Here is a 19,983-nt window from a genome sequence, read left to right as displayed (position 1 = left end):
TAGCGCAGTTCATCTACGGTTGGCCATTTGCTGAATGGCGGAGTTGGGGTGGAGGCCCAGGCGGTTTTTTAGGAACGCAGGTGGCCATGGTTGCCGTTGTCGAGCGTCGCCGGCTTTCTCGAAAAAGGATGCCTTTTCGAGAATGGCCGGGTCTGATGAACAGCGGAACGGCTGCTTCTGACGCAAAAGACGGTCGTGAAGGCCGCCGCGATGCTCTGAAACCAATTAGATATTCTGGATCAGTAGATCGATGAAGCGACGGACCTTCGGAGAGAGGTGGCGACGACTTGGATAGATCACGCTGATCGGTACCGGGGGGGCGGCATAATCCGTCAACAGCGCGACGAGGCGGCCGTCGGCCAAGTCGCGGTCGACGACGTAGCTGGGCAGGAACGCCAATCCTGCTCCCGAGATCGCCGCATCGCGGAGCGCTTCTCCGCTGTCGAGCGAGAGGCGCGCTCGCGGTTTGACCAGGACGGTCTTGCCTTCGATCGCGAAACGCCAAGCGCGCTTCTGGCCGGCGCTCACGTAATTCAGGCAAGTGTGGCCCAGTAGATCGTCGGGATGCTGCGGTGCCGGATTGACCGACAGATAGGCGGGGTTCGCGACGATCAGGTCGTGCTGATGGGTCAACGTCCTGATGATGAGGCTGCTGTTTTCGCGGGTCTCACCAATTCGTATTGCGAGATCGATACCGTCTTCGATGATGTCGCTGACCCGGTCCGTGAAGCTCACATCCGCCTTGAGCTTGGGCCACGATGCGAGAAAATCGTTTAGCAGCGGCAGGACCATGACGCGTCCGAACGTCATCGGCGCGGTCATCCGAAACAGACCCCGCGGCTCTCCGCCCCCATCGGACATCGATAATTCGGCCTCTTCAAGGTCGGCGAGAATCTGCGTGCAGCGATCGAGGAAGACAAGGCCGTCATCGGTCAGCCCGAGGCTGCGCGTCGTCCGGTGGAACAGCCGGACGCCCAACCGATCCTCCAGGCGGGCGACGCTCTTGGCGATGCCCGATCGCGTCATCGAGCGCGCGCGTGCTGCCCCTACGAAGCTTCCCGCTTCGGCTACCGCAACGAAGGCGACGATGTCGTTGATATTTCCCGGTGCCATGAGGCGCTCCAGCTCCTTCGCAGTGTCGACGCCCGTTCGCCAATCGATGAACTATATCGAGGATATGAACAGGTTACCGGCATCAGGAGCAAATGAAATGGCCTTCAACGACATGGTGACGCATCGTCTCAACCAATGGGCTGAAAGCCTGCAAGACCTCGGTCCCGTCATCCTCGGCGAAAACACGGATGTGACGATCGACGAAATCCGCCAATCCTACGTCCGCAAGATGGCCGAGCATCCGACGCCAGCCGACGTGCGTGTCGAGCAGGTCGATATGGGCGGCGTACCTGCGACGGTCGTCACCCCAGAAGACGTCGAGGGCGACCGCGTACTCTTCTACATCCACGGCGGTGCGTACATCGTCGGTGGGCCGGGCGGCTATCACGGGCTGGCTGCGGCGTTCGCAAAGGCGCTGAAGGCGCGTGTCTACCTGCCGGACTACCGACTGGCGCCGGAGCATGCATTCCCCGTTCCGATCGAAGATACGTTTGCAGCCTACCGTTGGCTGATCGACCAGGGGCAGAATCCGAAATCGGTGACGTTCGCCGGGGACTCCGCGGGCGGGGCAATGGTCGTCTCGGTGATGGTCATGGCGCGCAATGCCGGCGTACCACTACCAGTTGGCGGGGCTGCGCTCTCGCCTTGGGCGAACCTCGAGCATACCGGCGCCTCGATGTTCAATCGCGAGGGACTGGACAGATTGAACACCAAAGCCGGCCTCGACCTAATGGCTAGGACGTTTCTGGGTGGTGCGCTGCCGAGCAGCCCCGAGGCGTCACCGGTCTTTGCCGATGTCCGTGGCCTGCCGCCGATCCTGGTACAGATCGGCGAAGGTGAACTGATGTTGAGCGACGCCATTCGTCTCGCGTCGCATTTGGGTGAGAATCGGGTCCGTGTCTCGCTGGAGGTGTGGCCGGGCATGTTCCACGTCTGGCATATGTTTCATGCCGAGCTGGCCGAAGGTCGTGAAGCGATCGCAAATGCGACGGCCTTCCTGGATCAGGCCGTCAAGACGGCTTCCGCCAGATAGGTAAGCAACGCGCCACGCATTGATCAGGCGTGGCGCATTTCTTTGGTTAGCAACTATGCGGCAGCGTCCGTCAGGGCGCGCGCCTGCCGGATATCGCGTGCTGGGGGTTTCCCAAACATGCCGCCATACTCGCGTGTAAACTGCCGCTCGCTCGCGTCGCCGCCGCCGTAAGCAGCATCGCTGATTACATCGCCCTTGACCGAGCCAATCATCTGATCCTGGTCTATCCGGTGTATTGGTGGCCAGCGCAGCTCAAAGGCTGGATTGACCGGGTGTTCATCTCCGGATGGGCCTTCCAGGAGGACGCTGACAACGGCCTCGTCAAGAAGCTCGGTCGACTGAAGGTGCAACTGATCGCACTGGGCGGAGCCGGCGGCGCTACCTACGCCAAACGCGGCTATCTGGATTCCAACAAGGCAAAGCGCTTCGTCCGGAATTCAGCATCCGCCATGCGCGGGCAATCGGTCATTGATCGTTTTTCCAGTCGCACTGCTGCTGATGAAACATCGCCTAAGCCGCTCGACCAGTTCGCTCAAGCTGATTGCGTCGCCGAAGTGCGCGATGAACTGTCCTGCGGGGTCCAATAGATATGTGAACGCGGTATGGGGCACGTCGTAGCCTCCGTCGTCGAGTGACGAAGCGCTGCGCGTGGCGAAAACGCGAAAACTCCTTTTAGCGTTCTCTATTTCTGTCTGCGACCCCGTCAATCCGAGAAAGCGAGGATAGGACCGCAGGAAGTCGCGCATGACCTGCGGACTGTCTCGAGCCGGATCGACCGTGATGTACAACCCCGTTACCGGTATCGGGGCGTCGCCAATCGCATCTAGTGCAGCTGAGAGCTTTGTAAGGGCCCGCGGGCATACGACCTGGCAATGCGTAAAGCCAAAGAAGACGAGCACAAAGCTGCCACGGAAGGTTTCGGTGTTAACCTTGCGATCGTTGTGATCCGTCAAATGGAAGGTGCCGTTGACCATCGGCATTTCGGAGAACATGGGTACGGTCATGCGATCACGCCTCGAAAGTCATGGCATAAGCCGCAGGTCGCGGATCGACATGTCTGAGCAAGAGTCCGTCTTCGGATTGCCGCAGCTCCACGTCGCCGACCGTGTATTCCGAAATGTTCGCGTTTCCGCGCGCGATCTCTGCGCCGTCCCGATGCATGATCCAGCGTCCCCGCGATCGCAAATTGCCGAGCACCACCGCACCGTCGGAAGCGATGCCCCGTCCGTCCAGTGCAAACTCCAGCCGGTTGGCGGTCGCGTCGAACCAGGCCTTCGATACGTCGAGGTCGTCCGATACGCGCGTCAAGGCGGGCTCGGCGAAGCGCGACGCGTTCCAAGGTTCGTTGTAGAATCGCCACAGGCCGTCGGGAACGTTGAGCCTTGCGTATCCCATCAGCACGTTGCCAGACATCGGCTCGATCATCGTGGCGTTTCCGTCCGCGTCCGTCGCGTTGTCGTTGCGCGGGTAATACAGACCCCCGTCACTCCAACGTGGCGACATGTGCCGTTCGGCGTGCTTGAACAGACCGCAAAGCGTTGCGTTGTCGCCCATCTCGGAAGCCCATGCGGCCATCCATCCAAAATCGCAGCTGTCGCTGACGATGGTCTGTCCCATGACGAGGGGGCGTTCACCTGCAATCACCGAGAGCGTGCCATCAGGCCCCGGCTTCAGGAAATCCTTTGCCTGCCCGGCGTAGTGCGCGTGGACGAAATCCCGGTTCCACATATTCATCAGCGTTCCGCACCATGCGTCGGCCCAAGCCGCCTTGCCGACGTTCGGCCGCACGGATTTAGTATCTTGAGCAAGCATGATGTTGTAATGGCCGTTGTCGCCGATCCGCCCGAAATCCCTCCAGGCTTGTTCGTATCCACTGACGACATCGGTTGCGATCGATCCGCCGTAGACGAAATCATGGAGTCGGAAGCCGAGGATCGCCGGCTGATTGCAAATCTGGAACGTGCAGTTCGGTTCGCAGGCGACCCCCAGATATCCGCTTTCGACCATCTGCCAGTAAATATGCGTGTTGAGCGATTTCTCGTCATAGACGAAGCGCTTCTCCTCGCCGCCCCAGAAATACGACCAGAACCGAAGCGCAAGCGCGCCGGGCTGCGCGTAGCGGGCGTCGTCGAACAGATAGTGGTACATCAGCGCCGTCGACTGAAGGTATGCGCTGTACATGATGTTATCTCGGATCACCGGGTCCCATTGCTCGACATATCCGGGACTGAGATGCGCGTTGAAGATGCTGCCGCCCCGGCTGACATCGCGCCAGTACATCCACACTTCGGGCAGCAGCATCTTGCCGATCAACCGTTCGAAGATCGGCTTGAACACGCCTGGAGCGGCCGGCAGCCTGTGCCGGTGAGTAAGGGCAAGCGCATAGGCCATATAGGCCAGCTGGAAACGGTATCCGCCGAAATCTTCCTGCCCGTATCCCTTGCCCTTCATCAAATCCCATTGGTTCGGCGGCTGACGGGACAGATTCGCGAAATGCCGGAGATGACCGACTTGGAGGCGGTCCAGGCCTGTCGACGGATAGCAGGAGCCACCGTTTCGGCAGGGTTCGGCAGGGTTGGTCATCGATTCGTCCTCAATTGCTGCCGCCGGCGGCGCCGCTCCGTGACGGCCTGTTAGTCCTTGTTTTTGCCGGGATCCTTGACGGCCTGCACAACGTCGAATTCCACATTGTACGGCTCTCCGTTCACCTTCTCGACCTTACGGACGTAAACGTTTTGCACGATGTCGCGCGTGTCCGGATCGATCGCGACCGGCCCACGCGGGCTTTCCCAGGCCATCCCTTTCATCGCCGTCACCAGAGCGGCGCCGCTCGCGCCGCCGGTTTTTTTAAGTGCCTCGTAGATGAGGTGCATTCCGTCGTAGGCGCCGACCGCCATGAAGCCGGGACGCGCCTTAAATGCCTGTCGGTAGGCAGCGACGAATTCCTCGTTCTTCGCGGAAGGGTGCGCGGCGGAGTAGATGTGCGCGGTCACCATGCCCAGGGTGGCATCCCCCATGTCGGCAAGCAGATCGTCGTCCATGATGTCGCCTGTTCCGATCACCTTGATCCCCGAGCTATTGAGCCCGCGTTCGACATATTGCTTCATGAATGCTCCGCCCTGTCCGGCAGGTACAAAGACGAAAATGGCGTCGGGCTTGGCATCTTTCATGCGCTGCAGAAACGGTGCAAAGTCAGGGTTGCTCATCGGGACCCTGACTTCCTCGATCATCCTCCCGCCGCCAGCTTCGAAACCTTTCTTGAAAAAGGTAAGCGCGTCCACTCCTGGCGCGTAGTCGGAGATCATAGCGGTGGCAGTCTTGATGCCGTTCCTTGACGCCCAGGCGCCGATCACAGATGCCGACTGCGGCAACGTGAAGCTCGTGCGGACGATGTAGGAAGATTTATCGGTGATGATGGATGTTCCGGCCGCCATCACAACCATGGGAATCTTCGCCTGAGTCGCGAGCGGGGCGGTAGCGAGGGTGCCGGGCGTAAGGCCGAAGCCGGCGAGAATATCGACCTTGTCATTGACGATGAGTTCTTGTGCGACGCGTCTGGTGTTTTCCGCGATCGCGGCATCGTCGCGCAGGATGATCTCGATCTTCCGTCCGGCAACCGTGTCGCCGTGCTGACGCATGTAGAGCCTGACGGCATTGTCGATCTGCCGACCGGTTGATGCGGCAATACCCGTCATCGGCGCGATCAATCCGATCTTCAAGGCGTCTTCCGCATGCGCGCAGACCGGCGTATTCACCGCCAGGATCAAGCCGGTTGCCGCGATCACATATCGCACCTTGATGGGCATTTTCGTTTCCCGTTTAGATTGCTCTTGATTTAGACAGATATCTGCTCAAAATGGTCATGTAATGTCAATATGGATTGATTATGCCCAATTCAAAGATTGCGGCGAAGGGGCTTAGGTCAACACCGTCCCGGGCGCTTCGGAGGGACGAGATCGGCGCGAGCCGTCGCCTTCGCATGCGCGCCCGCATTCTGCAGGCGGCCGCCCAAGTGATCGGCCGGAACGGTACAGATCGCACCACAATCGACGATTTCATCATCGCCGCTGGCGCTTCGCGCGGCACGTTCTACAATCATTTCGAAAGCCGTCAGGCGCTGCTCGATGAATTGTGGCGCATCGCAGGTAGGGATCCGTTCCGTGATATCGGGACAATCGCAGGCCGGATTGAATGCCCTGCGGCGCGGTTCGCGGCGACGTCCCGAATGGTCCTCAGGCGGGCTCTCGGAGATTCGACATGGGGGTGGCTGGTCGTCGCTCTTTCTGCGAGCGAAGCGACGCTGACGGAAGACCTTCGCGCCTACCCGGTGCCAGACCTCCGGGAAGCAAAGCGGACCGGGCGTTTCAAATACGATGACGAGAAGGCGGCCGTGGATCTTGTCGTCGGGACGATGAGAGGCGGGCTGCGGGCGCTGCTTGAGGAGGAGAGGGATGCGACTTACGCAGACTCACTGTGCCGCATGCTGCTGCTCGCGCTCGGCGTCGCCAGCAGCGAGGCGAGGCGCCTTAGCGCAGCACCTCTGCCCGACGGCGGTCCGGCATCATCAGTATTCCGACCGGATTCTTCGCCGGTTGGCTCGGCACCGCGCTGACCGCGAGGGAATCGACCAGCGAAGAACGTTTCACCATACTTCAGGTCCGAGCCCTGACCGGCTTCGGTTCCGGACAAAGCGCAAAATCCCACTAGCGCATTTCAATATTGAAGGAGGACGCCATGGCGGTAGTCAAGGAGATCAGCGGAAACGTGACGTCGATGGCGTTATGGTGCCGTTGTACCTAGCTTGGACAGATTCAACGACGCCGTAGTTGGTTTGCGGACCCTTCAAAATCTGAAGGGTTTTACGATCGGATCAGCCAGTATCGCCCAGACTGCCGTTCGGCCCGAAATGGACTTCATCTATTTCCCTTCACACAATCGGATGGGTGATCAGGGTGCGTTGTTTCAGCTGCCACCGCCCATCACTACTGCATCTCAACGCGCGCGAGGATGCTGCTGCGGATGTTCTGCACGATCTGCCCCGCTGCCCGCTTTCCGTTCGCTTCAAGACCCAATTGGGATCGCGCTGGAAAGCTGACCATTTCCGGTCGCGATCCGGCAGAGAGTCCCATTTCAGCATGGTGACCAGCGTCTGGTTAGACTCGCCAACAACCGCGTCGTTTTTCCCTTGCCCCTAATTCCATGTGGCCATTACGCCGCTCGCAACGCTGCCGCCTCGTCTCCCCGACCATCAAACACGTGCATCTGGTGCGGTTTGAATGATAGAGACACGTTATCTCCGGCACAGATAGGCGAGTCAGCCGGTGCCCGCGCAATAACTTTAGCGTCAGCTAGTTCGAGATATATGTATTTCTCAGCTCCAGTTAATTCCGCAACCAGGACGCGGGCATCCACCCCTCCAACGATACCCGGTGCACCAATTTCAAAATCCTCAGAACGAACACCAAGCGCGACTTCAGTACGACTGGCGAGAGAGGCGACTTGCTTAGACAACGGGATCGACAGGTTTTTGGCGATCAAGCGAGGTTCACCGTTCTCCTGCTTCAGCGTACACGGTATCATGTTCATAGACGGTGTGCCCATGAACTCGGCCACAAAGCGGTTTGACGGGGAATTGTATATCTCGGCCGGACTTCCAATCTGTTGAACCACACCGTGGTTCATTACAACGATTCGATCTGAAAGCGTCATCGCCTCTAACTGATCGTGTGTCACATAGATCATCGTCTTGCGCAGCCGCTGGTGAAGCGTTGCCAGTTCGGCGCGCATGTGAACTCGCAGCTTAGCGTCCAGGTTCGACAAAGGTTCGTCGAGCAAGAAAACCTCCGGGTCACGAATGAGCGCACGGCCAAGGGCCACTCGCTGACGCTGACCACCTGAAAGTTGCCTGGGCTTACGGTCAAGAAACGTCTCGATATGCAGCATATGCGCGATGCGCTTTACACTGATCGACCTTTCTTCCGATGAAACGCCGCGCTTCTTGAGACCGTACTGAAGATTCTCGCTTACGGTCATGTGGGGATAAAGCGCATAAGACTGAAACACCATCGCGATATCGCGATTGCGTGGCTCCCGGTCTGTTACATCCTGATCCCCAAAGATCAGGCGGCCAGATGTCGGTTCTTCTAGTCCGGCTATCATGCGCAACGCGGTAGACTTCCCACAGCCCGACGGCCCTACCAATGACACGAAAAGGCCATCAGGAATTTCGAAGTCTAGCCCCGCGACGGCGACTACGTCCTTGCCATAAACCTTGCGCAGCTTATCAAACTTCACGCTAGCCATGTTACTACCCTTTGACACCACCAGCACCAATGCCGGTAACGAGATATTTCTGAAGAAAGGCGAATGCCATTGCCATCGGTAGCGTTGCAACAGTGGATGCTGCCATCACCAACCCCCAACGAGTATCCATAGCCGATGCAAAATTGGCCATCGCGGGCGGGAGCGTCATCAAATCATGGTCTCGCACCAGAATCGCGGAGAACAGGTATTCGTTCCACGCAAAGAGGAAAGCGAAAATTGAAGTAGCGATAATGCCAGGATACGCCTGAGGTATGACGACGTCGCGAAGAGCCTCCAGCCGCGAAGCACCGTCAATCATTGCCGCCTCCTCCAGATCAACCGGTACCGATCCGAAGAAATCTCGCATCACCCACATAACAAAGGGCAAGGCAAACGTGAGGTATGCCAACGACAACCCGAATTGGGAGTTGATCAGCCCCAAGTGCGAAAACACCAGCACGAGGGGTATCACCAGAAGAACGCCAGGGAACATGTAGGCGAGCAGCACGGAGCGAGCGAGCACTTCTTTTCCAGGAACCTTGAGCCGCACCAGAGAGTACGCCCCAATGACTCCCAAAAACACAGCAATCACGGTGGACATTGAACAGACTATCAGGCTGTTGAGGAACCAACGGCCAAACTTTGTTACCGAGAAAAGCTCATCATAATGTTCCCAAGTGGGGAGAGGCCACCATACCGGCGGCAGGCGAACGATATCGGACGAATTTTTCAAGGAGCTCATCAGCATCCAGTAAAGCGGAAAGCCAACAAACATAAGAAGAAGCGCAACAAGCAAGTAGGTCCGTACTGACGTGAACCTCTTTCGCATCGACAGAGATATCATTTTTGGTCCTCCTTGCGGAGAAAGCGGAAGTAGACCGTCATGACACACATAAGTATGGCGAACATTACTACGGCGATCGCAGAACCTCTGCCGAAGGAGCGGTCACCATCCAATGCAGTTTCATACACCAGGATCGGGAGCGTTAACGTGGCCTGCATCGGTCCGCCATGCGTCATCAGGTAGACAATCTCAAAATTGTTGAAAATGAAGATCGTCCGCAACAGCGCAACGACGAGAAGAACATCGCGCAGTTCGCGCAGCGTGATGTCGAAGAACCGGCTTATGGGACCGGCCCCGTCGATCTTGGCAGCCTCGTATAGATCTTGCGGAATGACCTGCAGTCGCGCCAGAACGATCACGACTACAAACGGAAAATATTTCCAGACGGCGACCAGCACCACGCCGATGAAGGCACTCGTCGGATTGGCGAGCCAGGCAATACTGTCAACGCGCGGAATAAATCCGACCGAAAAGATCAGGTAATTAATGACGCCAAAGATTGCATTGTACAAAAGCAGCCACACCAACACCACGGCAACAACGGGCATCATGTATGGAAACAAAATCAGACCACGAACTAGTGTGCGCCCTTTGAATGACGAATTGAGAAGCAGCGCGACAGCCGTCCCGAGAACGATTTGTAGCGAGACGACGACAACTGAAAACATTGTCGACGTTTTGAGCGCGTGCCAGAACTGCTCGTTTCCGAGCAGCCATAGGTAATTTTCAAAGCCGACAAATGTCCCGCCGGTAGAAAGATCAAGCGTGTCGATCCGGAAGAAACTTGTGTAAATTCCGTACCCCAACGGGAAGATCAACAGTGCGAGAAAGACCAACACGCTCGGCGCTAACATTGCCGCACCGAGCCAGCGGTCCGGGATTATCGTTGGGCCAACTCCGCCAACAGCTCTCGGTGACGCACGGTGCTCCTCTGCCGGTTCGGCTACGTTTCGATCATAAATTCGCGTCATGCTTACTCTGCCTCTTTGCGACGCGAATTAGGATTTGATGTCTTTTGCGATCTCGACTGCGGTCTTGTGCGCAGCAGACACGGCCTTCTCGACTGAATCCCCACCGACGACGATCCGCTGGATCATGTCAGGCAACACGTTCTTGGATATCATCGCATCCATTTTGTAGTTGAATGGGTGCTTGCTGCTCTCGAGAACATCGGAAACCGCATAATCATGCGGCTGAATAAGTGTATTAACGATCTTTGGATTGTCACGAACCCATTCGTGTTCTTGGAGTTTCGGTACCACCGACTTGCGCGTGGGAACCACATGGCTGATCACCGGGCCGAATACGCGGTAAAGCTGGTTCGGATCTGACATGATAAACCGGACCAGATCGATCGACCGAGACGATTTTGGAGTTTTCATAACAACAAATTCGTCTTGACCATCCCAGACTCGGTTTTGCTTGTCCCGAGGAATGTGGACCGTCTCACTAACCTTTAACAGGGCCGGATTTTGCTGATAAAGATGAGTCAGAACACGCCCGAAGTAGAACGTCGTTGCAGCTTTACCGGTTGTGTAGGCAGCGGCCGCCTCCCGAAATCCATAGGTTGTGGCGTCGGGTGGCGAGAAGCGCTTGACCATCTCCGTATAGTATTTGGCCGCGCGTACCGTTTCAGGACTGTCAAGCACCACCTCAAGCTTCTCGTTGAAGAAGAAACCGCCAGCGCTCCACATGTGGCCTATAAATTGGATGTGGGTATTCCAAGTACGGCCGGCAGGAAACACAGCACCGTAAATGCCCTTCTCAGGCTTATGCAGTTTTTCTGCTGCGGCCATGTAGTCGTCCCACGTAACCGGGAGCTTGCTAATTCCGGCCTCGGCAAACAAGTCGGTGCGACACCAGAGCACGCACGTTTGACGTCCATAGGGAATAGCGACTTGTTGACCTTTGTACTGCCACTGCGCGAGCGCGGCAGGATCGAAATCTGAACGCCCGATTTCGTCAACCAACTCGCGCAGGTCAACCGTAAGTCCACGCTTTGCCAGATCCTGCACGAATCCAGGCTTGCTTCCTCCAGCGATGATGTCAGGGGGCGTGCCGGCCACGAGATCAGATGAGATTTTTTTTACGAGATCATCCCAGAGCCCATACTCACCCTTGGTCTCGATGCCTTTCGCTGTTTTGAAGTCTGCGAAAATGGCTTCCCAGGTCTTGATTTGCTGCGGATCTGCTTCGGGCGTCGAAAAACGCAAGGCAGCTTGCTGGGCTGAAACCGTCTCAGTGCCCCACGCCAATAGTCCAGCAGCGGCGGCAGAGGACTGTAAAAATTGACGACGATCCATTGATATACCCTCCCTCTGAATGTTTTTGTGGGACCTGCGAGCCAATACGACCTCAGTCCACGTTATGTGTTATAACAAATAAAACATAAGTTACGTCATGTCAATTGCTACCTACTGAGTTCGGCGGTTTTGGCGGGATGGCTAGTCGGCGGCACTACATTCCGGGGAATGCTGCATATCTGCGTGCGCTTCTGTCAGTTCGGGACGCGATACGGACGATTTACGTCGATCGCTCACGCCTGATCATGGTTCCGCGCAGAGAAAAACGGTGGCTTTGCCGGTGCTTTCCCTTTGCGCAACAGATCGCGGGGCGGCGTTAGGCTTGGCTCTTCAGCAAACCGAACGCAAAAGTTCAGGAAGCGGAGTCAGCATTGGATACGTATTGCAGAAGTCCGTGCCCACTGTTCTCGATGTCTTTCTGAATCGCTGCTCTACATCCTTCAGGATCTCGCGAACGGAGCGTAAGCAGCACGTTTTCGTGCGGATGTGGGTTCCAGTCCGGTAAGCCGCCGTCGTAGAGGTGAGATAAAATCGGACCACAGCGGACCCAAAGATTTTCAATGATATCCTGGAGGATCGGCAGCCGAGCCATTCGGCATAGTTCAACATGAAACTGAGTGTTGTATTCTACAGCTTCAGCAAAAGACTCTGTCTTATGACAAGCCGAAATTCTGGCATGGATCGCTTCTAAGGCGTCAATCTCCGTTGCGGTTGCAATTCGCGCAGCTTCAGCAGCCCCCCTACCCTCCAGATCCATCCGGATGTTCCGAATTTCAATCAACTCGGCACGCGAAAGGGTCGGCACGTACACCGTGCCCCGGGCATCGAGTCGAAGAGCGTTTATCGAGACTAACCGCAAGAACGCTTCACGCATCGGCGTCGCGCTGATGCCGAAACGCTTCGACATGGGACGCAGCAACAACCGCTCTCCCGGAAGCAGATTCCCCCGCATCAAAGCCTCGCGCAACGCCACATAGGCTAGTTCACTCAGGTTTTCCTTCGTAAGCTTGGAATCCCAAGTCGGGCGCAAGTCGATGGGGGTATCTGATTGCATTGACATTACGGTGCAGCTCCCATGGCACCGCTATGATTCGACCGGCGGTGGACTTTAACCATTTAAGAATAGCACACTCGCGATCACGCCGCTTGGCCAAGCCGAAGGTGGCTAGAAGCGGCGAACCATGGTCAGGTCCGAACCTCCGTAACAAAGCGGGTTCGCAGGTATGCCTCCAAACCCTCGATTCCGCCTTCAGATCCGTAGCCCGACTCGTCGACCCCACCGAAGGGCGTTTCCGGGAGCGCGACCGCGAAATTGTTGATTCCAAGAACACCAGCATTAATGCGATTGGTCAGTTTCTCGGCGGTCGCGTTGTTGCGAGTGTACGCATAAGCGGCCAAACCGACGCTCAGGCGGTTGGCTTTGCTAATGGCTTCGTCCACTTCGTCAAAAGGCGTCATCGGAGCCAGCGGCCCAAAGGGCTCGTCATTCATAATCGCCGCGTTTTCCGGAACGTCTCTCAGCACCGTCGGCTTGTAATAGAAGCCGCGATTTCCAATACGCTCGCCGCCGGTCGCGACCGTCGCCCCTCGGCTTACGGCATCCTGGACCAGACGGTCCATTACGCCAAGCCGGCGCTCGGCTACGAGGGGACCCATGTCGGTATCGTCTTTCATACCATCGTCGACTTTGAGGGTTCTGACCTTCTCGACAAATACATCCACGAAATCTGAATATACTTTGCGTTGGATGTAGAAGCGCGTCGGCGAAATGCAGACTTGGCCCGCGTTGCGAAACTTTGATGCAACCATTTGACTAGCAGCAAGCTCGATATCAGCGTCATCAAAGATCAGGACCGGTGCGTGGCCGCCGAGCTCCAAAGTGCAGCGCATAAGGCTTTCCGCTGCCAGCTTCTGAAGGTGCCTGCCAACCTGAACGGACCCGGTGAACGTTAGCTTTCGCGTAATCGGAGATGCAATAAGATGACGCGATACCAAGTCAGGTTCGCCGAAAATGATGTTGATCACACCATCAGGCAATCCCGCATCTTGAAACGCTTTTGCGATCAGGACAGCAGTCATCGGCGTTTCTTCCGACGGCTTGATGATGATCGAGCACCCGGCTCCAAGAGCGCCGGCAATTTTGCGGATCGCGTTTGTTCCCGGGAAATTCCACGCGGTGAATGCAGCGACCGGACCCACGGGTTCTTTGAGAACAAGCTGTCGGGCGCCTGGAATACGACTGGGGATCACTCTGCCGTAAGCCCGCTTGCCCTCTTCGCCGTACCATCGAGTAACACCGGCGACGAAATCAGCTTCCATACGACTTTCGCGGATAGGCTTGCCCATCTCAAGACTGCATACGGTCGCAAACTGCTCGCGCCTTTCTTCAATGAGGCGCGCCGCTCTCTCCATAATCTCTTGCCGCTGGTACGCAGTCATCGAAGACCAGACAGTGAAACCTGTTTGTGCTGCCGTTAGCGCTCGGTCCATATCGCCGATATCGGCATGCGGAACCCGCGCCAAGACTTCTTCATTAGCCGGATTGATCACAGCTTGCCCTTGGCCTGAAGATCCATCAGACCATTTGCCGCCGATCAATAGCTGCGGTGTTCCGTAGTTCATTGCTTGCTCTCCAGGCGGCGGCACTCTGGCCGAAATTCTGCTAAAAATGTTAGTGTGCGAAGCTGTGGATCGCCGCCCATTCGCAAGAGCTACGAAAACATCGAGCTGTCTTTGCCCGCGGTCGTGAGGTTAGGCCTCACCTTCACCAGGCAGCCAAAAAGATGCGGGCTTCAGCAAAGTATTGGTCTGAGCAGTCTGGAATCCAGCAGCTGCACTTGCTTGTCGATAAGATAGCCAGGCCGGGTCGAGATAAAGCGCGGACCGACGTGCTTCTCGATCGGCTGCGTCCTTGTAACGCCAGAGATGAACGTAAGAGTTGACATCACCGGTCTCCACAACTCCGTAAAAAAGTGGATCGCCCAGGTATTTGCGCTGCACCTCAAAGCCATTCGCTTGGTAGAGGGCCAGCTGATTTGAAATCGTACCTGGCCTTACTCCGTAGGTTCTGAGATCAAAAAGCATCAACAATCACCCCCGCGCAGCTTGATGTTATGTGTTATAACAAATAAAACTTGATTTCCGCCTCTGTCAATAGGCCTCTGCCGTTAGAGCGAGCCGCCGCGCGAGCTCCGTTGACGGCAAACTCATTTTTTTGTAATGTGTTATAACAAATAACATGCTTAGCTGCGCAAGGATTAGCAATGGATGAGTTCGATTACATCGTTGTCGGCGGCGGTACGGCCGGATGCGTGCTGGCAAATCGACTCACCGAAGACCCAAAAATCCGGGTTCTTCTGCTTGAAGCGGGAGGCGAGGACCGTGGCTTCTGGCTCAACATTCCAGCCGGGTTCGGCAAACTACTGACAAACGCCAAGTTCAACTGGCGCTTTAGCACCGAGCCGGAATCTTCGACAAATAATCGCTCTATCGTTATTCCGAGAGGCAAGGGTCTAGGCGGATCCACCCTGATCAACGGCATGCTTTACGTCCGAGGCCAAGCAGAAGATTTCGACACTTGGGCGCAACTCGGCAATCGCGGTTGGAGCTTTCCTGACGTACTGCCGTATTTTAAGAAGCTCGAAAACTTTCACCGCGAAGACGAGTTTCGCGGAAACGGCGGCCCGCTCAACGTCGTCGAACTGAGCGAACGGCCAGCTCTTGCAGAAGCGTTTATCACTGCGGCGACAAACGCCGGCTACGCTCGAAACGCCGACTACAACGGAGCATCCCAGGAGGGCTTCGGATACTACCAGACGAATCAGAAGAACGGACGTCGCTGGAGTGCCTCTTCGGCATATCTCAAGCCGGCCCGGCAACGGAAAAATCTAACGGTCTTTACAGGGGCTCATGTAAAGCGGCTTCTTATATCTGGAAATCAGGTAACCGGCGTCGAATTCATTCGTGGTGGAATCACAGAGTGTGTTCATAGCCGCGAAACCATCTTATCCGCAGGCGCTGTCCAAACTCCGCAGATATTGGAGCTATCAGGTATCGGTGATCCGGTCGTCCTGAAGAAAGCAGGAATCGATGTTTTGCATGCCTTGCCTGGAGTCGGCGCGAACTATGCCGATCATTTCTGCACACGGATGAACTGGCGTATAAATCAGCCGATTACGCTAAACGAGCAGACCCGCGGCCTACCTCTCGCTCGCGCAGTCGCGAAGTATTTTCTTACCAGAAAAGGCATCTTGTCCCTGGCGACCGCGCTTGCATACGGCTTTGTTCGGACGCGCCCTGAACTGGTCTCACCTGACGTGCAGTACTTCTTTATGCACGCGAGCTACGCGAACGCTGCCGATCGTGTTCTGGATCACCGGCCTGGAATGACAGTCGGTGTCACTCAGTTACGCCCGGAATCGGTTGGCACTATTCACATCAAATCTCCCGACCCAATGCAGCCGCCGAAGATCAGTCCAAATTTCTTGGCTTCGCGGGTGGATCAGCAGGTTCTGATCGATGGAATGAAATTTGTTCGGAAAATTATGGACCAAGACCCGATCAAAAAATTTATCTCCTTTGAAACGAGTCCCGGCCCCGAAGTGCAGACAGACGACGATTGGCTATCCTTCACCCGGTCCAACGGGCAGACCATTTATCATCCGGTCGGCACTTGCCGAATGGGTCATGGGGCGGATGCCGTTGTTGACGAGCGTCTAAAGGTTCGTGGAATTACCGGGCTTCGTGTTGTCGATGCTTCCATCATGCCAACTCAGGTCTCCGGAAACACCATGGCAGCCGTGCTGATGATTGCCGAGAAAGCGGCCGAACTTATACGCGAGGATCAAAGGTAGATAGTCGCAGCTATTGCTCTCGAATTACGACTATTGAATAGCCCTCGCCCGTGTCTTCTCCTCAAGCGCGCACCTCTCCCAAGCCTTCAAGAATCCTTTGAAGGATCGTCAGGCGAAATCCGGAAAAGGACCAAGCTGGTGCTGCGCTGGAGCAGACATTCCTCGTTGATCAGGCCCCCTCGACATGACCCCGGCCATAGTTGCGCCGAGCATCTAATATCACTCGATGATGGGCATTTGCCCAAGCGATCAAAATATCGAGTGGCTGGAGCAACGATTGTCCAAGCGGCGTCAGGGCATAGTCGACTCTCGGTGGGATAACTGGAAACAATGTCCGCGACACCAAGCCATCCTCTTCGAGCCGCTTCAAGGTTCTCGCCAGCATGTGCTGGGAGACATCGCCAATCTCCCGCTTCAATTCGTTGAAGCGCAGCGTCTTCTTCGATAACGCGCCCAGCACCAGCAGAGTCCATTGATCTCCGATGCGGTTGAGCACATCCCGGATCGGACACCCCTGCGCGCCTTGCAGGTCTTCCTGATGTTCAAAGTTGTCTCTCACACCTGGCGCTCCCATTTGCAGCCAACAAGTCACACCGCGGTGACTAAGGCATTTTTTGGTGACTTCTTGCGCAGTTACTCTCAATGGCTATTGCATATCGACGAGCGAACCAAGTCTGACAATCAGTTTTGGTCTCGATATGAACCAGGCAGGCAAGCCAATGGCGATGCAATCGGCCGTATACCTTTTCGACCCGCTCTGCGGTTGGTGTTACGGCGCCACCCCCGCAACCCGCCGGCTGCGCGATGCAGGCCTCGTGGTCACGCCGGTCCCCACCGGCCTCTTTGCCGACCACGGTGCCCGGACCATGGATGATCAATTTGCCGCTTATGCCTGGTCAAATGACCAAAAGATCGCCCGCCTATCAGGACAGCGCTTCACGGAAGCCTATCGGCACAAGGTACTAATTGCTGGATCGCGCTTCGATTCCGGACCGGCCACCCTGGCGCTCACCGCCGTCGCCCTGGAGGACGAAGCGCGGGAACTCGACGCCCTAAGCCTGATTCAGGAGGCCCGATATGTCGATGGCCGAGATGTCGCCTCGCTACCGCTGGTGACCAGCGTGTTGGCCGGAGCTGGGTTTGCAGGTGCTGCCTCCCGTCTCCAAGCGCCTGATCCGGCACTGCTATCTGCCAATGAAGATCGAATCGCGCGGGGACGTCGGTTGATGACGACCATCGGTATTAATGGCGTGCCGGCCCTGGTTCTGTCCGACGAAAGAGGGACGCGCGCCATCGCAGCGGGTTCTTTGTTCGGAGACCTCGACGCGCTGCTGGCGCAAGTCAAAGCGGCCTGAGCTCTCCAGCATCAGCCAGAACGAACGCACTCCGTTACCAACATAGCCGGATGAAAGGTTTCTTATGACCACGATTGCCAATTCCCGCGCTGCCGGCCACGCCATCGACCCGTTGTTTCTCGATCGCTGGTCCCCTCGCGCGTTCACTGACGAGGCGATCTCCGAGACCGACCTTTTGACGTTGTTCGAGGCCGCGCGCTGGGCGCCGTCCTCCTACAACTCGCAGCCTTGGCGGTTTATTTATGCCCAGCGCGGTTCTGCCCACTGGGACGTTTTTGTCGGTCTTCTGAACCCCTTCAACCAGAGCTGGGCGAAGAATGCAGCTGCACTGGTGTTCGCCGTCTCCAATCCCATGATGCGTCCGCCCGGCGCTGAACAGGATATCCCATCGCGCAGCCACTCTTTCGATACCGGAGCCGCCTGGGGCTCTCTCGCATTGCAGGCCGCCCGCTCGGGCTGGCAGGCCCATGGGATGGTTGGCGTCGATTTCGAAAGAGCTGTGAAGGAACTCAACGTGCCTGCGGGGTATCGGATCGAAGCCGCCATTGCGATCGGCCGCCCGGGCGATAAATCGCAGCTTCCGGAGCCTCTGCAGGCGCGTGAGCAGCCGAGTTCGCGCAAGCCTCTGTCAGAACTCATATCGGAGGGTCGCTTTGCGAACGCTTGAGATGATCAACAAGGAGGTCCTGTTCGCGGGACTGAAGGCGGCCTGAACTTATCCATTCATCAACAGGAGATATCTATGTTCACGCGGAGAGACATCATGAAGACCACCCTCGCTGCCGGAACGGCTGCTGTCTTTGCTCCCGAGGAGCTCCATGCAGCCGGTGGGCTTTCCTGGAAACATATTCCCGCCGGCGAAAAGGGCTTTTTTCGCGCCCCTGTGCTCATCTCCGGCGCTTCCGAGGCTGTCCTGATCGATGGCGGCTTTACTTACCCCGACGGCCGGGCCGTAGCCGACGCGATCAAGGCCACCGGCAAGAAGCTCACCACCATCTATGTGAGCCAATCCGACCCGGACTATTACTTCAGCCTCAAGCCGATCAAGACCGCTTTCCCCGAGGTGCAGGTGATTGCCGCACCGGAGACGGTGGCCACCATCAAGAGCAGTGTGGAAAAAAAGCTCGCCGTCTGGGGTCCGCAGCTCAAGGAGAATGGCCCGCAGACGCTCGCCGACGTCGTCGTCCCCGATGTCTTCGACAAGAAGACGTTCAGCGTCGATGGTGAGACCATCGAGATCGTCGATGCTGAAGGCCTCACTAACCGGCGCTATCTGTTCGTGCCGTCGCTCAACGCGGTGTTTGGCGGGGTCATGATCTTTGCGGGCGTGTATGTCTGGACTGCGGATACACCGACAAAGGAACAGCGTGCCGCGTGGGTCGCTAACCTCGACAAGATTGCCGCTCGCAAGCCGGCGATCGTCGTGCCCGGCCACATGACGCCGGAGTCTCCCACCGACCTTTCGGGCGTTGCGCACACCAAGGCTTACCTTGTTGCCTTTGAGGAAGAACTGGCGAAGGCCAAGGACTCGGCCACGCTCAAGAGCGCCATGGCAGCCCGCTTCCCTGGCCTGGGGATGGGCGTTGCGCTCGACATTGGTTCCAAGGTTGCGACCGGCGAGATGAAGTGGGGCTGAGATGGGCGCCAATCTCGATCTGATCCGCGCCACCTATGAAGGGTCATCATCGGACGAGAACGGCCGCAACCTGCTGGCCGTTCTCGCACCCAATGCGGAGTGGACCGAAGCGGAGGGATTCCCTTATGCTGGAACCTATGTCGGGCCGGAGGCCATCGTGGCAGGCGTCTTTCGGCGCCTCGCCACCGAGTGGACCCGCTACCGCGCCGACGTGCACACCTACCTCGAAGACGGCGACCGCGTCGCCGCCTTCGGCGTCTATTCCGGCACCTACAAGGCCACGGGCAAATCCATGCGCGCCAACTTTGCTCATCTCTACGCGATGAGGGACGGAAAGATCGTGCGCATGACGCAATATGTCGATACGCTGATGGTACAGCAGGCCCTGACGCTGAATCTATAACCGGTGCTTACGGGAGTTGCGTCAAGGCGCAAACATGTACAGCCGGACAATCGGGCACGGCTCCCAGTCCTCTGTTCTCGGCGAGCGCGTATAGACGCGCTCCGGAAGATTGCCTAGACTCGCGACAATGACGGCCGACG

The 19,983-nt window shown here is 57.1% G+C and carries 19 protein-coding genes and 1 pseudogene; 8 read left to right on the top strand and 12 right to left on the bottom strand.

Going from position 1 to position 19,983, the window contains the following annotated elements; translation table 11 throughout:
* Window positions 1-225: 225 nt before the first annotated feature.
* On the bottom strand, window positions 226-1,113 hold the full coding sequence (locus tag HP556_RS15960) for a LysR family transcriptional regulator (protein WP_175367708.1): 888 nt from the start codon (window positions 1,111-1,113) through the stop codon (window positions 226-228).
* A gap of 97 nt (window positions 1,114-1,210) precedes the next feature.
* Between HP556_RS15960 and HP556_RS15955 the strand changes: the two genes are divergently transcribed.
* Both HP556_RS15955 and HP556_RS30395 read left to right on the top strand, forming a co-directional pair.
* Complete coding sequence (locus HP556_RS15955; RefSeq protein ID WP_175367707.1) at window positions 1,211-2,146, top strand: alpha/beta hydrolase; 936 nt, start codon at window positions 1,211-1,213, stop codon at window positions 2,144-2,146.
* A gap of 83 nt (window positions 2,147-2,229) precedes the next feature.
* A pseudogene (locus HP556_RS30395) lies at window positions 2,230-2,541 on the top strand (NAD(P)H-dependent oxidoreductase); the annotation flags it as partial.
* Window positions 2,542-2,583: 42 nt separating this feature from the next.
* Here HP556_RS30395 and HP556_RS15950 read toward each other — a convergent pair.
* The 3 genes from HP556_RS15950 to HP556_RS15940 are packed head-to-tail and all read right to left on the bottom strand — an operon-like array spanning window position 2,584 to window position 5,952.
* Complete coding sequence (locus tag HP556_RS15950; RefSeq protein ID WP_246297758.1) at window positions 2,584-3,150, bottom strand: SCO family protein; 567 nt, start codon at window positions 3,148-3,150, stop codon at window positions 2,584-2,586.
* Between the two features lie 4 nt (window positions 3,151-3,154).
* Window positions 3,155-4,729 carry a linalool dehydratase/isomerase domain-containing protein gene (locus tag HP556_RS15945; RefSeq protein ID WP_175367706.1) on the bottom strand — a complete coding sequence of 525 codons (1,575 nt, stop codon included), beginning with the start codon at window positions 4,727-4,729 and terminating at the stop codon, window positions 3,155-3,157.
* A gap of 50 nt (window positions 4,730-4,779) precedes the next feature.
* Window positions 4,780-5,952 (bottom strand): ABC transporter substrate-binding protein, encoded by a 1,173-nt coding sequence (locus tag HP556_RS15940; RefSeq protein WP_175367705.1) that lies wholly within the window; start codon window positions 5,950-5,952, stop codon window positions 4,780-4,782.
* 173 nt (window positions 5,953-6,125) lie between these two features.
* Here HP556_RS15940 and HP556_RS15935 point away from each other — a divergent pair, with 173 nt between their 5' ends.
* Window positions 6,126-6,758, top strand: coding sequence for a TetR/AcrR family transcriptional regulator (locus HP556_RS15935; protein ID WP_175367704.1), 633 nt, complete (start codon window positions 6,126-6,128; stop codon window positions 6,756-6,758).
* Between the two features lie 596 nt (window positions 6,759-7,354).
* Here HP556_RS15935 and HP556_RS15925 read toward each other — a convergent pair.
* From HP556_RS15925 to HP556_RS15895, 7 genes are all read right to left on the bottom strand, one after another.
* On the bottom strand, window positions 7,355-8,449 hold the full coding sequence (locus HP556_RS15925) for an ABC transporter ATP-binding protein (protein WP_175367702.1): 1,095 nt from the start codon (window positions 8,447-8,449) through the stop codon (window positions 7,355-7,357).
* Window positions 8,450-8,453: 4 nt separating this feature from the next.
* A complete protein-coding gene (locus HP556_RS15920; protein ID WP_210269209.1) occupies window positions 8,454-9,293 on the bottom strand; it encodes a carbohydrate ABC transporter permease in 840 nt (279 codons plus the stop codon).
* Window positions 9,290-10,264, bottom strand: a complete 975-nt coding sequence (locus HP556_RS15915) for a carbohydrate ABC transporter permease (RefSeq protein ID WP_175367700.1) — start codon at window positions 10,262-10,264, stop codon at window positions 9,290-9,292. Before HP556_RS15915 ends, HP556_RS15920 begins: the two co-directional genes overlap by 4 nt.
* A 27-nt stretch (window positions 10,265-10,291) precedes the next feature.
* Window positions 10,292-11,596 (bottom strand): ABC transporter substrate-binding protein, encoded by a 1,305-nt coding sequence (locus tag HP556_RS15910; RefSeq protein WP_175367699.1) that lies wholly within the window; start codon window positions 11,594-11,596, stop codon window positions 10,292-10,294.
* A 352-nt stretch (window positions 11,597-11,948) separates the two neighbouring features.
* Window positions 11,949-12,656 carry a GntR family transcriptional regulator gene (locus tag HP556_RS15905; protein WP_175367698.1) on the bottom strand — a complete coding sequence of 236 codons (708 nt, stop codon included), beginning with the start codon at window positions 12,654-12,656 and terminating at the stop codon, window positions 11,949-11,951.
* A gap of 125 nt (window positions 12,657-12,781) precedes the next feature.
* Window positions 12,782-14,218, bottom strand: coding sequence for an NAD-dependent succinate-semialdehyde dehydrogenase (locus HP556_RS15900; RefSeq protein WP_175367697.1), 1,437 nt, complete (start codon window positions 14,216-14,218; stop codon window positions 12,782-12,784).
* 129 nt (window positions 14,219-14,347) lie between these two features.
* A complete protein-coding gene (locus HP556_RS15895) occupies window positions 14,348-14,680 on the bottom strand; it encodes an NIPSNAP family protein (RefSeq protein WP_175367696.1) in 333 nt (110 codons plus the stop codon).
* Window positions 14,681-14,859: 179 nt separating this feature from the next.
* On the opposite strand from HP556_RS15895, the gene HP556_RS15890 reads away from it, so the two are divergent.
* Window positions 14,860-16,449 carry a GMC family oxidoreductase gene (locus tag HP556_RS15890; protein WP_175367695.1) on the top strand — a complete coding sequence of 530 codons (1,590 nt, stop codon included), beginning with the start codon at window positions 14,860-14,862 and terminating at the stop codon, window positions 16,447-16,449.
* Window positions 16,450-16,618: 169 nt separating this feature from the next.
* On the opposite strand, the gene HP556_RS15885 is transcribed toward HP556_RS15890, so the two are convergent.
* Window positions 16,619-17,008 (bottom strand): winged helix-turn-helix transcriptional regulator, encoded by a 390-nt coding sequence (locus tag HP556_RS15885; protein ID WP_338117576.1) that lies wholly within the window; start codon window positions 17,006-17,008, stop codon window positions 16,619-16,621.
* Window positions 17,009-17,147: 139 nt separating this feature from the next.
* Here HP556_RS15885 and HP556_RS15880 point away from each other — a divergent pair, with 139 nt between their 5' ends.
* The 4 genes from HP556_RS15880 to HP556_RS15865 all read left to right on the top strand — a co-directional run bounded on the left by HP556_RS15880 (window position 17,148) and on the right by HP556_RS15865 (window position 19,843).
* The gene (locus tag HP556_RS15880) at window positions 17,148-17,804 is read left to right on the top strand and encodes a DsbA family protein (protein ID WP_246297756.1); all 657 of its coding nucleotides are present in this window, start codon (window positions 17,148-17,150) and stop codon (window positions 17,802-17,804) included.
* A gap of 64 nt (window positions 17,805-17,868) precedes the next feature.
* Window positions 17,869-18,471 (top strand): nitroreductase family protein, encoded by a 603-nt coding sequence (locus HP556_RS15875; RefSeq protein WP_175367694.1) that lies wholly within the window; start codon window positions 17,869-17,871, stop codon window positions 18,469-18,471.
* Between the two features lie 75 nt (window positions 18,472-18,546).
* Complete coding sequence (locus HP556_RS15870) at window positions 18,547-19,440, top strand: MBL fold metallo-hydrolase (protein WP_175367693.1); 894 nt, start codon at window positions 18,547-18,549, stop codon at window positions 19,438-19,440.
* A gap of 1 nt (window position 19,441) precedes the next feature.
* On the top strand, window positions 19,442-19,843 hold the full coding sequence (locus HP556_RS15865; RefSeq protein WP_175367692.1) for a nuclear transport factor 2 family protein: 402 nt from the start codon (window positions 19,442-19,444) through the stop codon (window positions 19,841-19,843).
* Window positions 19,844-19,983 lie beyond the last annotated feature (140 nt).

Origin of the sequence: Tardiphaga robiniae, from assembly GCF_013359755.1 — a bacterium.
Taxonomy (GTDB): domain Bacteria; phylum Pseudomonadota; class Alphaproteobacteria; order Rhizobiales; family Xanthobacteraceae; genus Tardiphaga; species Tardiphaga robiniae.
This window is presented reverse-complemented; position numbering and strand designations above follow the sequence as displayed.

What these genes read in the sequence shown, in the direction of transcription:
- HP556_RS15960 (WP_175367708.1), bottom strand. Translation starts at nt 1,113, where the DNA reads ATGGCACCGGGAAATATCAACGACATCGTCGCCTTCGTTGCGGTAGCC.
- HP556_RS15955 (WP_175367707.1), top strand. Translation starts at nt 1,211, where the DNA reads ATGGCCTTCAACGACATGGTGACGCATCGTCTCAACCAATGGGCTGAA.
- HP556_RS15950 (WP_246297758.1), bottom strand. Translation starts at nt 3,150, where the DNA reads ATGACCGTACCCATGTTCTCCGAAATGCCGATGGTCAACGGCACCTTC.
- HP556_RS15945 (WP_175367706.1), bottom strand. Translation starts at nt 4,729, where the DNA reads ATGACCAACCCTGCCGAACCCTGCCGAAACGGTGGCTCCTGCTATCCG.
- HP556_RS15940 (WP_175367705.1), bottom strand. Translation starts at nt 5,952, where the DNA reads ATGCCCATCAAGGTGCGATATGTGATCGCGGCAACCGGCTTGATCCTG.
- HP556_RS15935 (WP_175367704.1), top strand. Translation starts at nt 6,126, where the DNA reads ATGCGCGCCCGCATTCTGCAGGCGGCCGCCCAAGTGATCGGCCGGAAC.
- HP556_RS15925 (WP_175367702.1), bottom strand. Translation starts at nt 8,449, where the DNA reads ATGGCTAGCGTGAAGTTTGATAAGCTGCGCAAGGTTTATGGCAAGGAC.
- HP556_RS15920 (WP_210269209.1), bottom strand. Translation starts at nt 9,293, where the DNA reads ATGATATCTCTGTCGATGCGAAAGAGGTTCACGTCAGTACGGACCTAC.
- HP556_RS15915 (WP_175367700.1), bottom strand. Translation starts at nt 10,264, where the DNA reads ATGACGCGAATTTATGATCGAAACGTAGCCGAACCGGCAGAGGAGCAC.
- HP556_RS15910 (WP_175367699.1), bottom strand. Translation starts at nt 11,596, where the DNA reads ATGGATCGTCGTCAATTTTTACAGTCCTCTGCCGCCGCTGCTGGACTA.
- HP556_RS15905 (WP_175367698.1), bottom strand. Translation starts at nt 12,656, where the DNA reads ATGTCAATGCAATCAGATACCCCCATCGACTTGCGCCCGACTTGGGAT.
- HP556_RS15900 (WP_175367697.1), bottom strand. Translation starts at nt 14,218, where the DNA reads ATGAACTACGGAACACCGCAGCTATTGATCGGCGGCAAATGGTCTGAT.
- HP556_RS15895 (WP_175367696.1), bottom strand. Translation starts at nt 14,680, where the DNA reads ATGCTTTTTGATCTCAGAACCTACGGAGTAAGGCCAGGTACGATTTCA.
- HP556_RS15890 (WP_175367695.1), top strand. Translation starts at nt 14,860, where the DNA reads ATGGATGAGTTCGATTACATCGTTGTCGGCGGCGGTACGGCCGGATGC.
- HP556_RS15880 (WP_246297756.1), top strand. Translation starts at nt 17,148, where the DNA reads ATGAACCAGGCAGGCAAGCCAATGGCGATGCAATCGGCCGTATACCTT.
- HP556_RS15875 (WP_175367694.1), top strand. Translation starts at nt 17,869, where the DNA reads ATGACCACGATTGCCAATTCCCGCGCTGCCGGCCACGCCATCGACCCG.
- HP556_RS15870 (WP_175367693.1), top strand. Translation starts at nt 18,547, where the DNA reads ATGTTCACGCGGAGAGACATCATGAAGACCACCCTCGCTGCCGGAACG.
- HP556_RS15865 (WP_175367692.1), top strand. Translation starts at nt 19,442, where the DNA reads ATGGGCGCCAATCTCGATCTGATCCGCGCCACCTATGAAGGGTCATCA.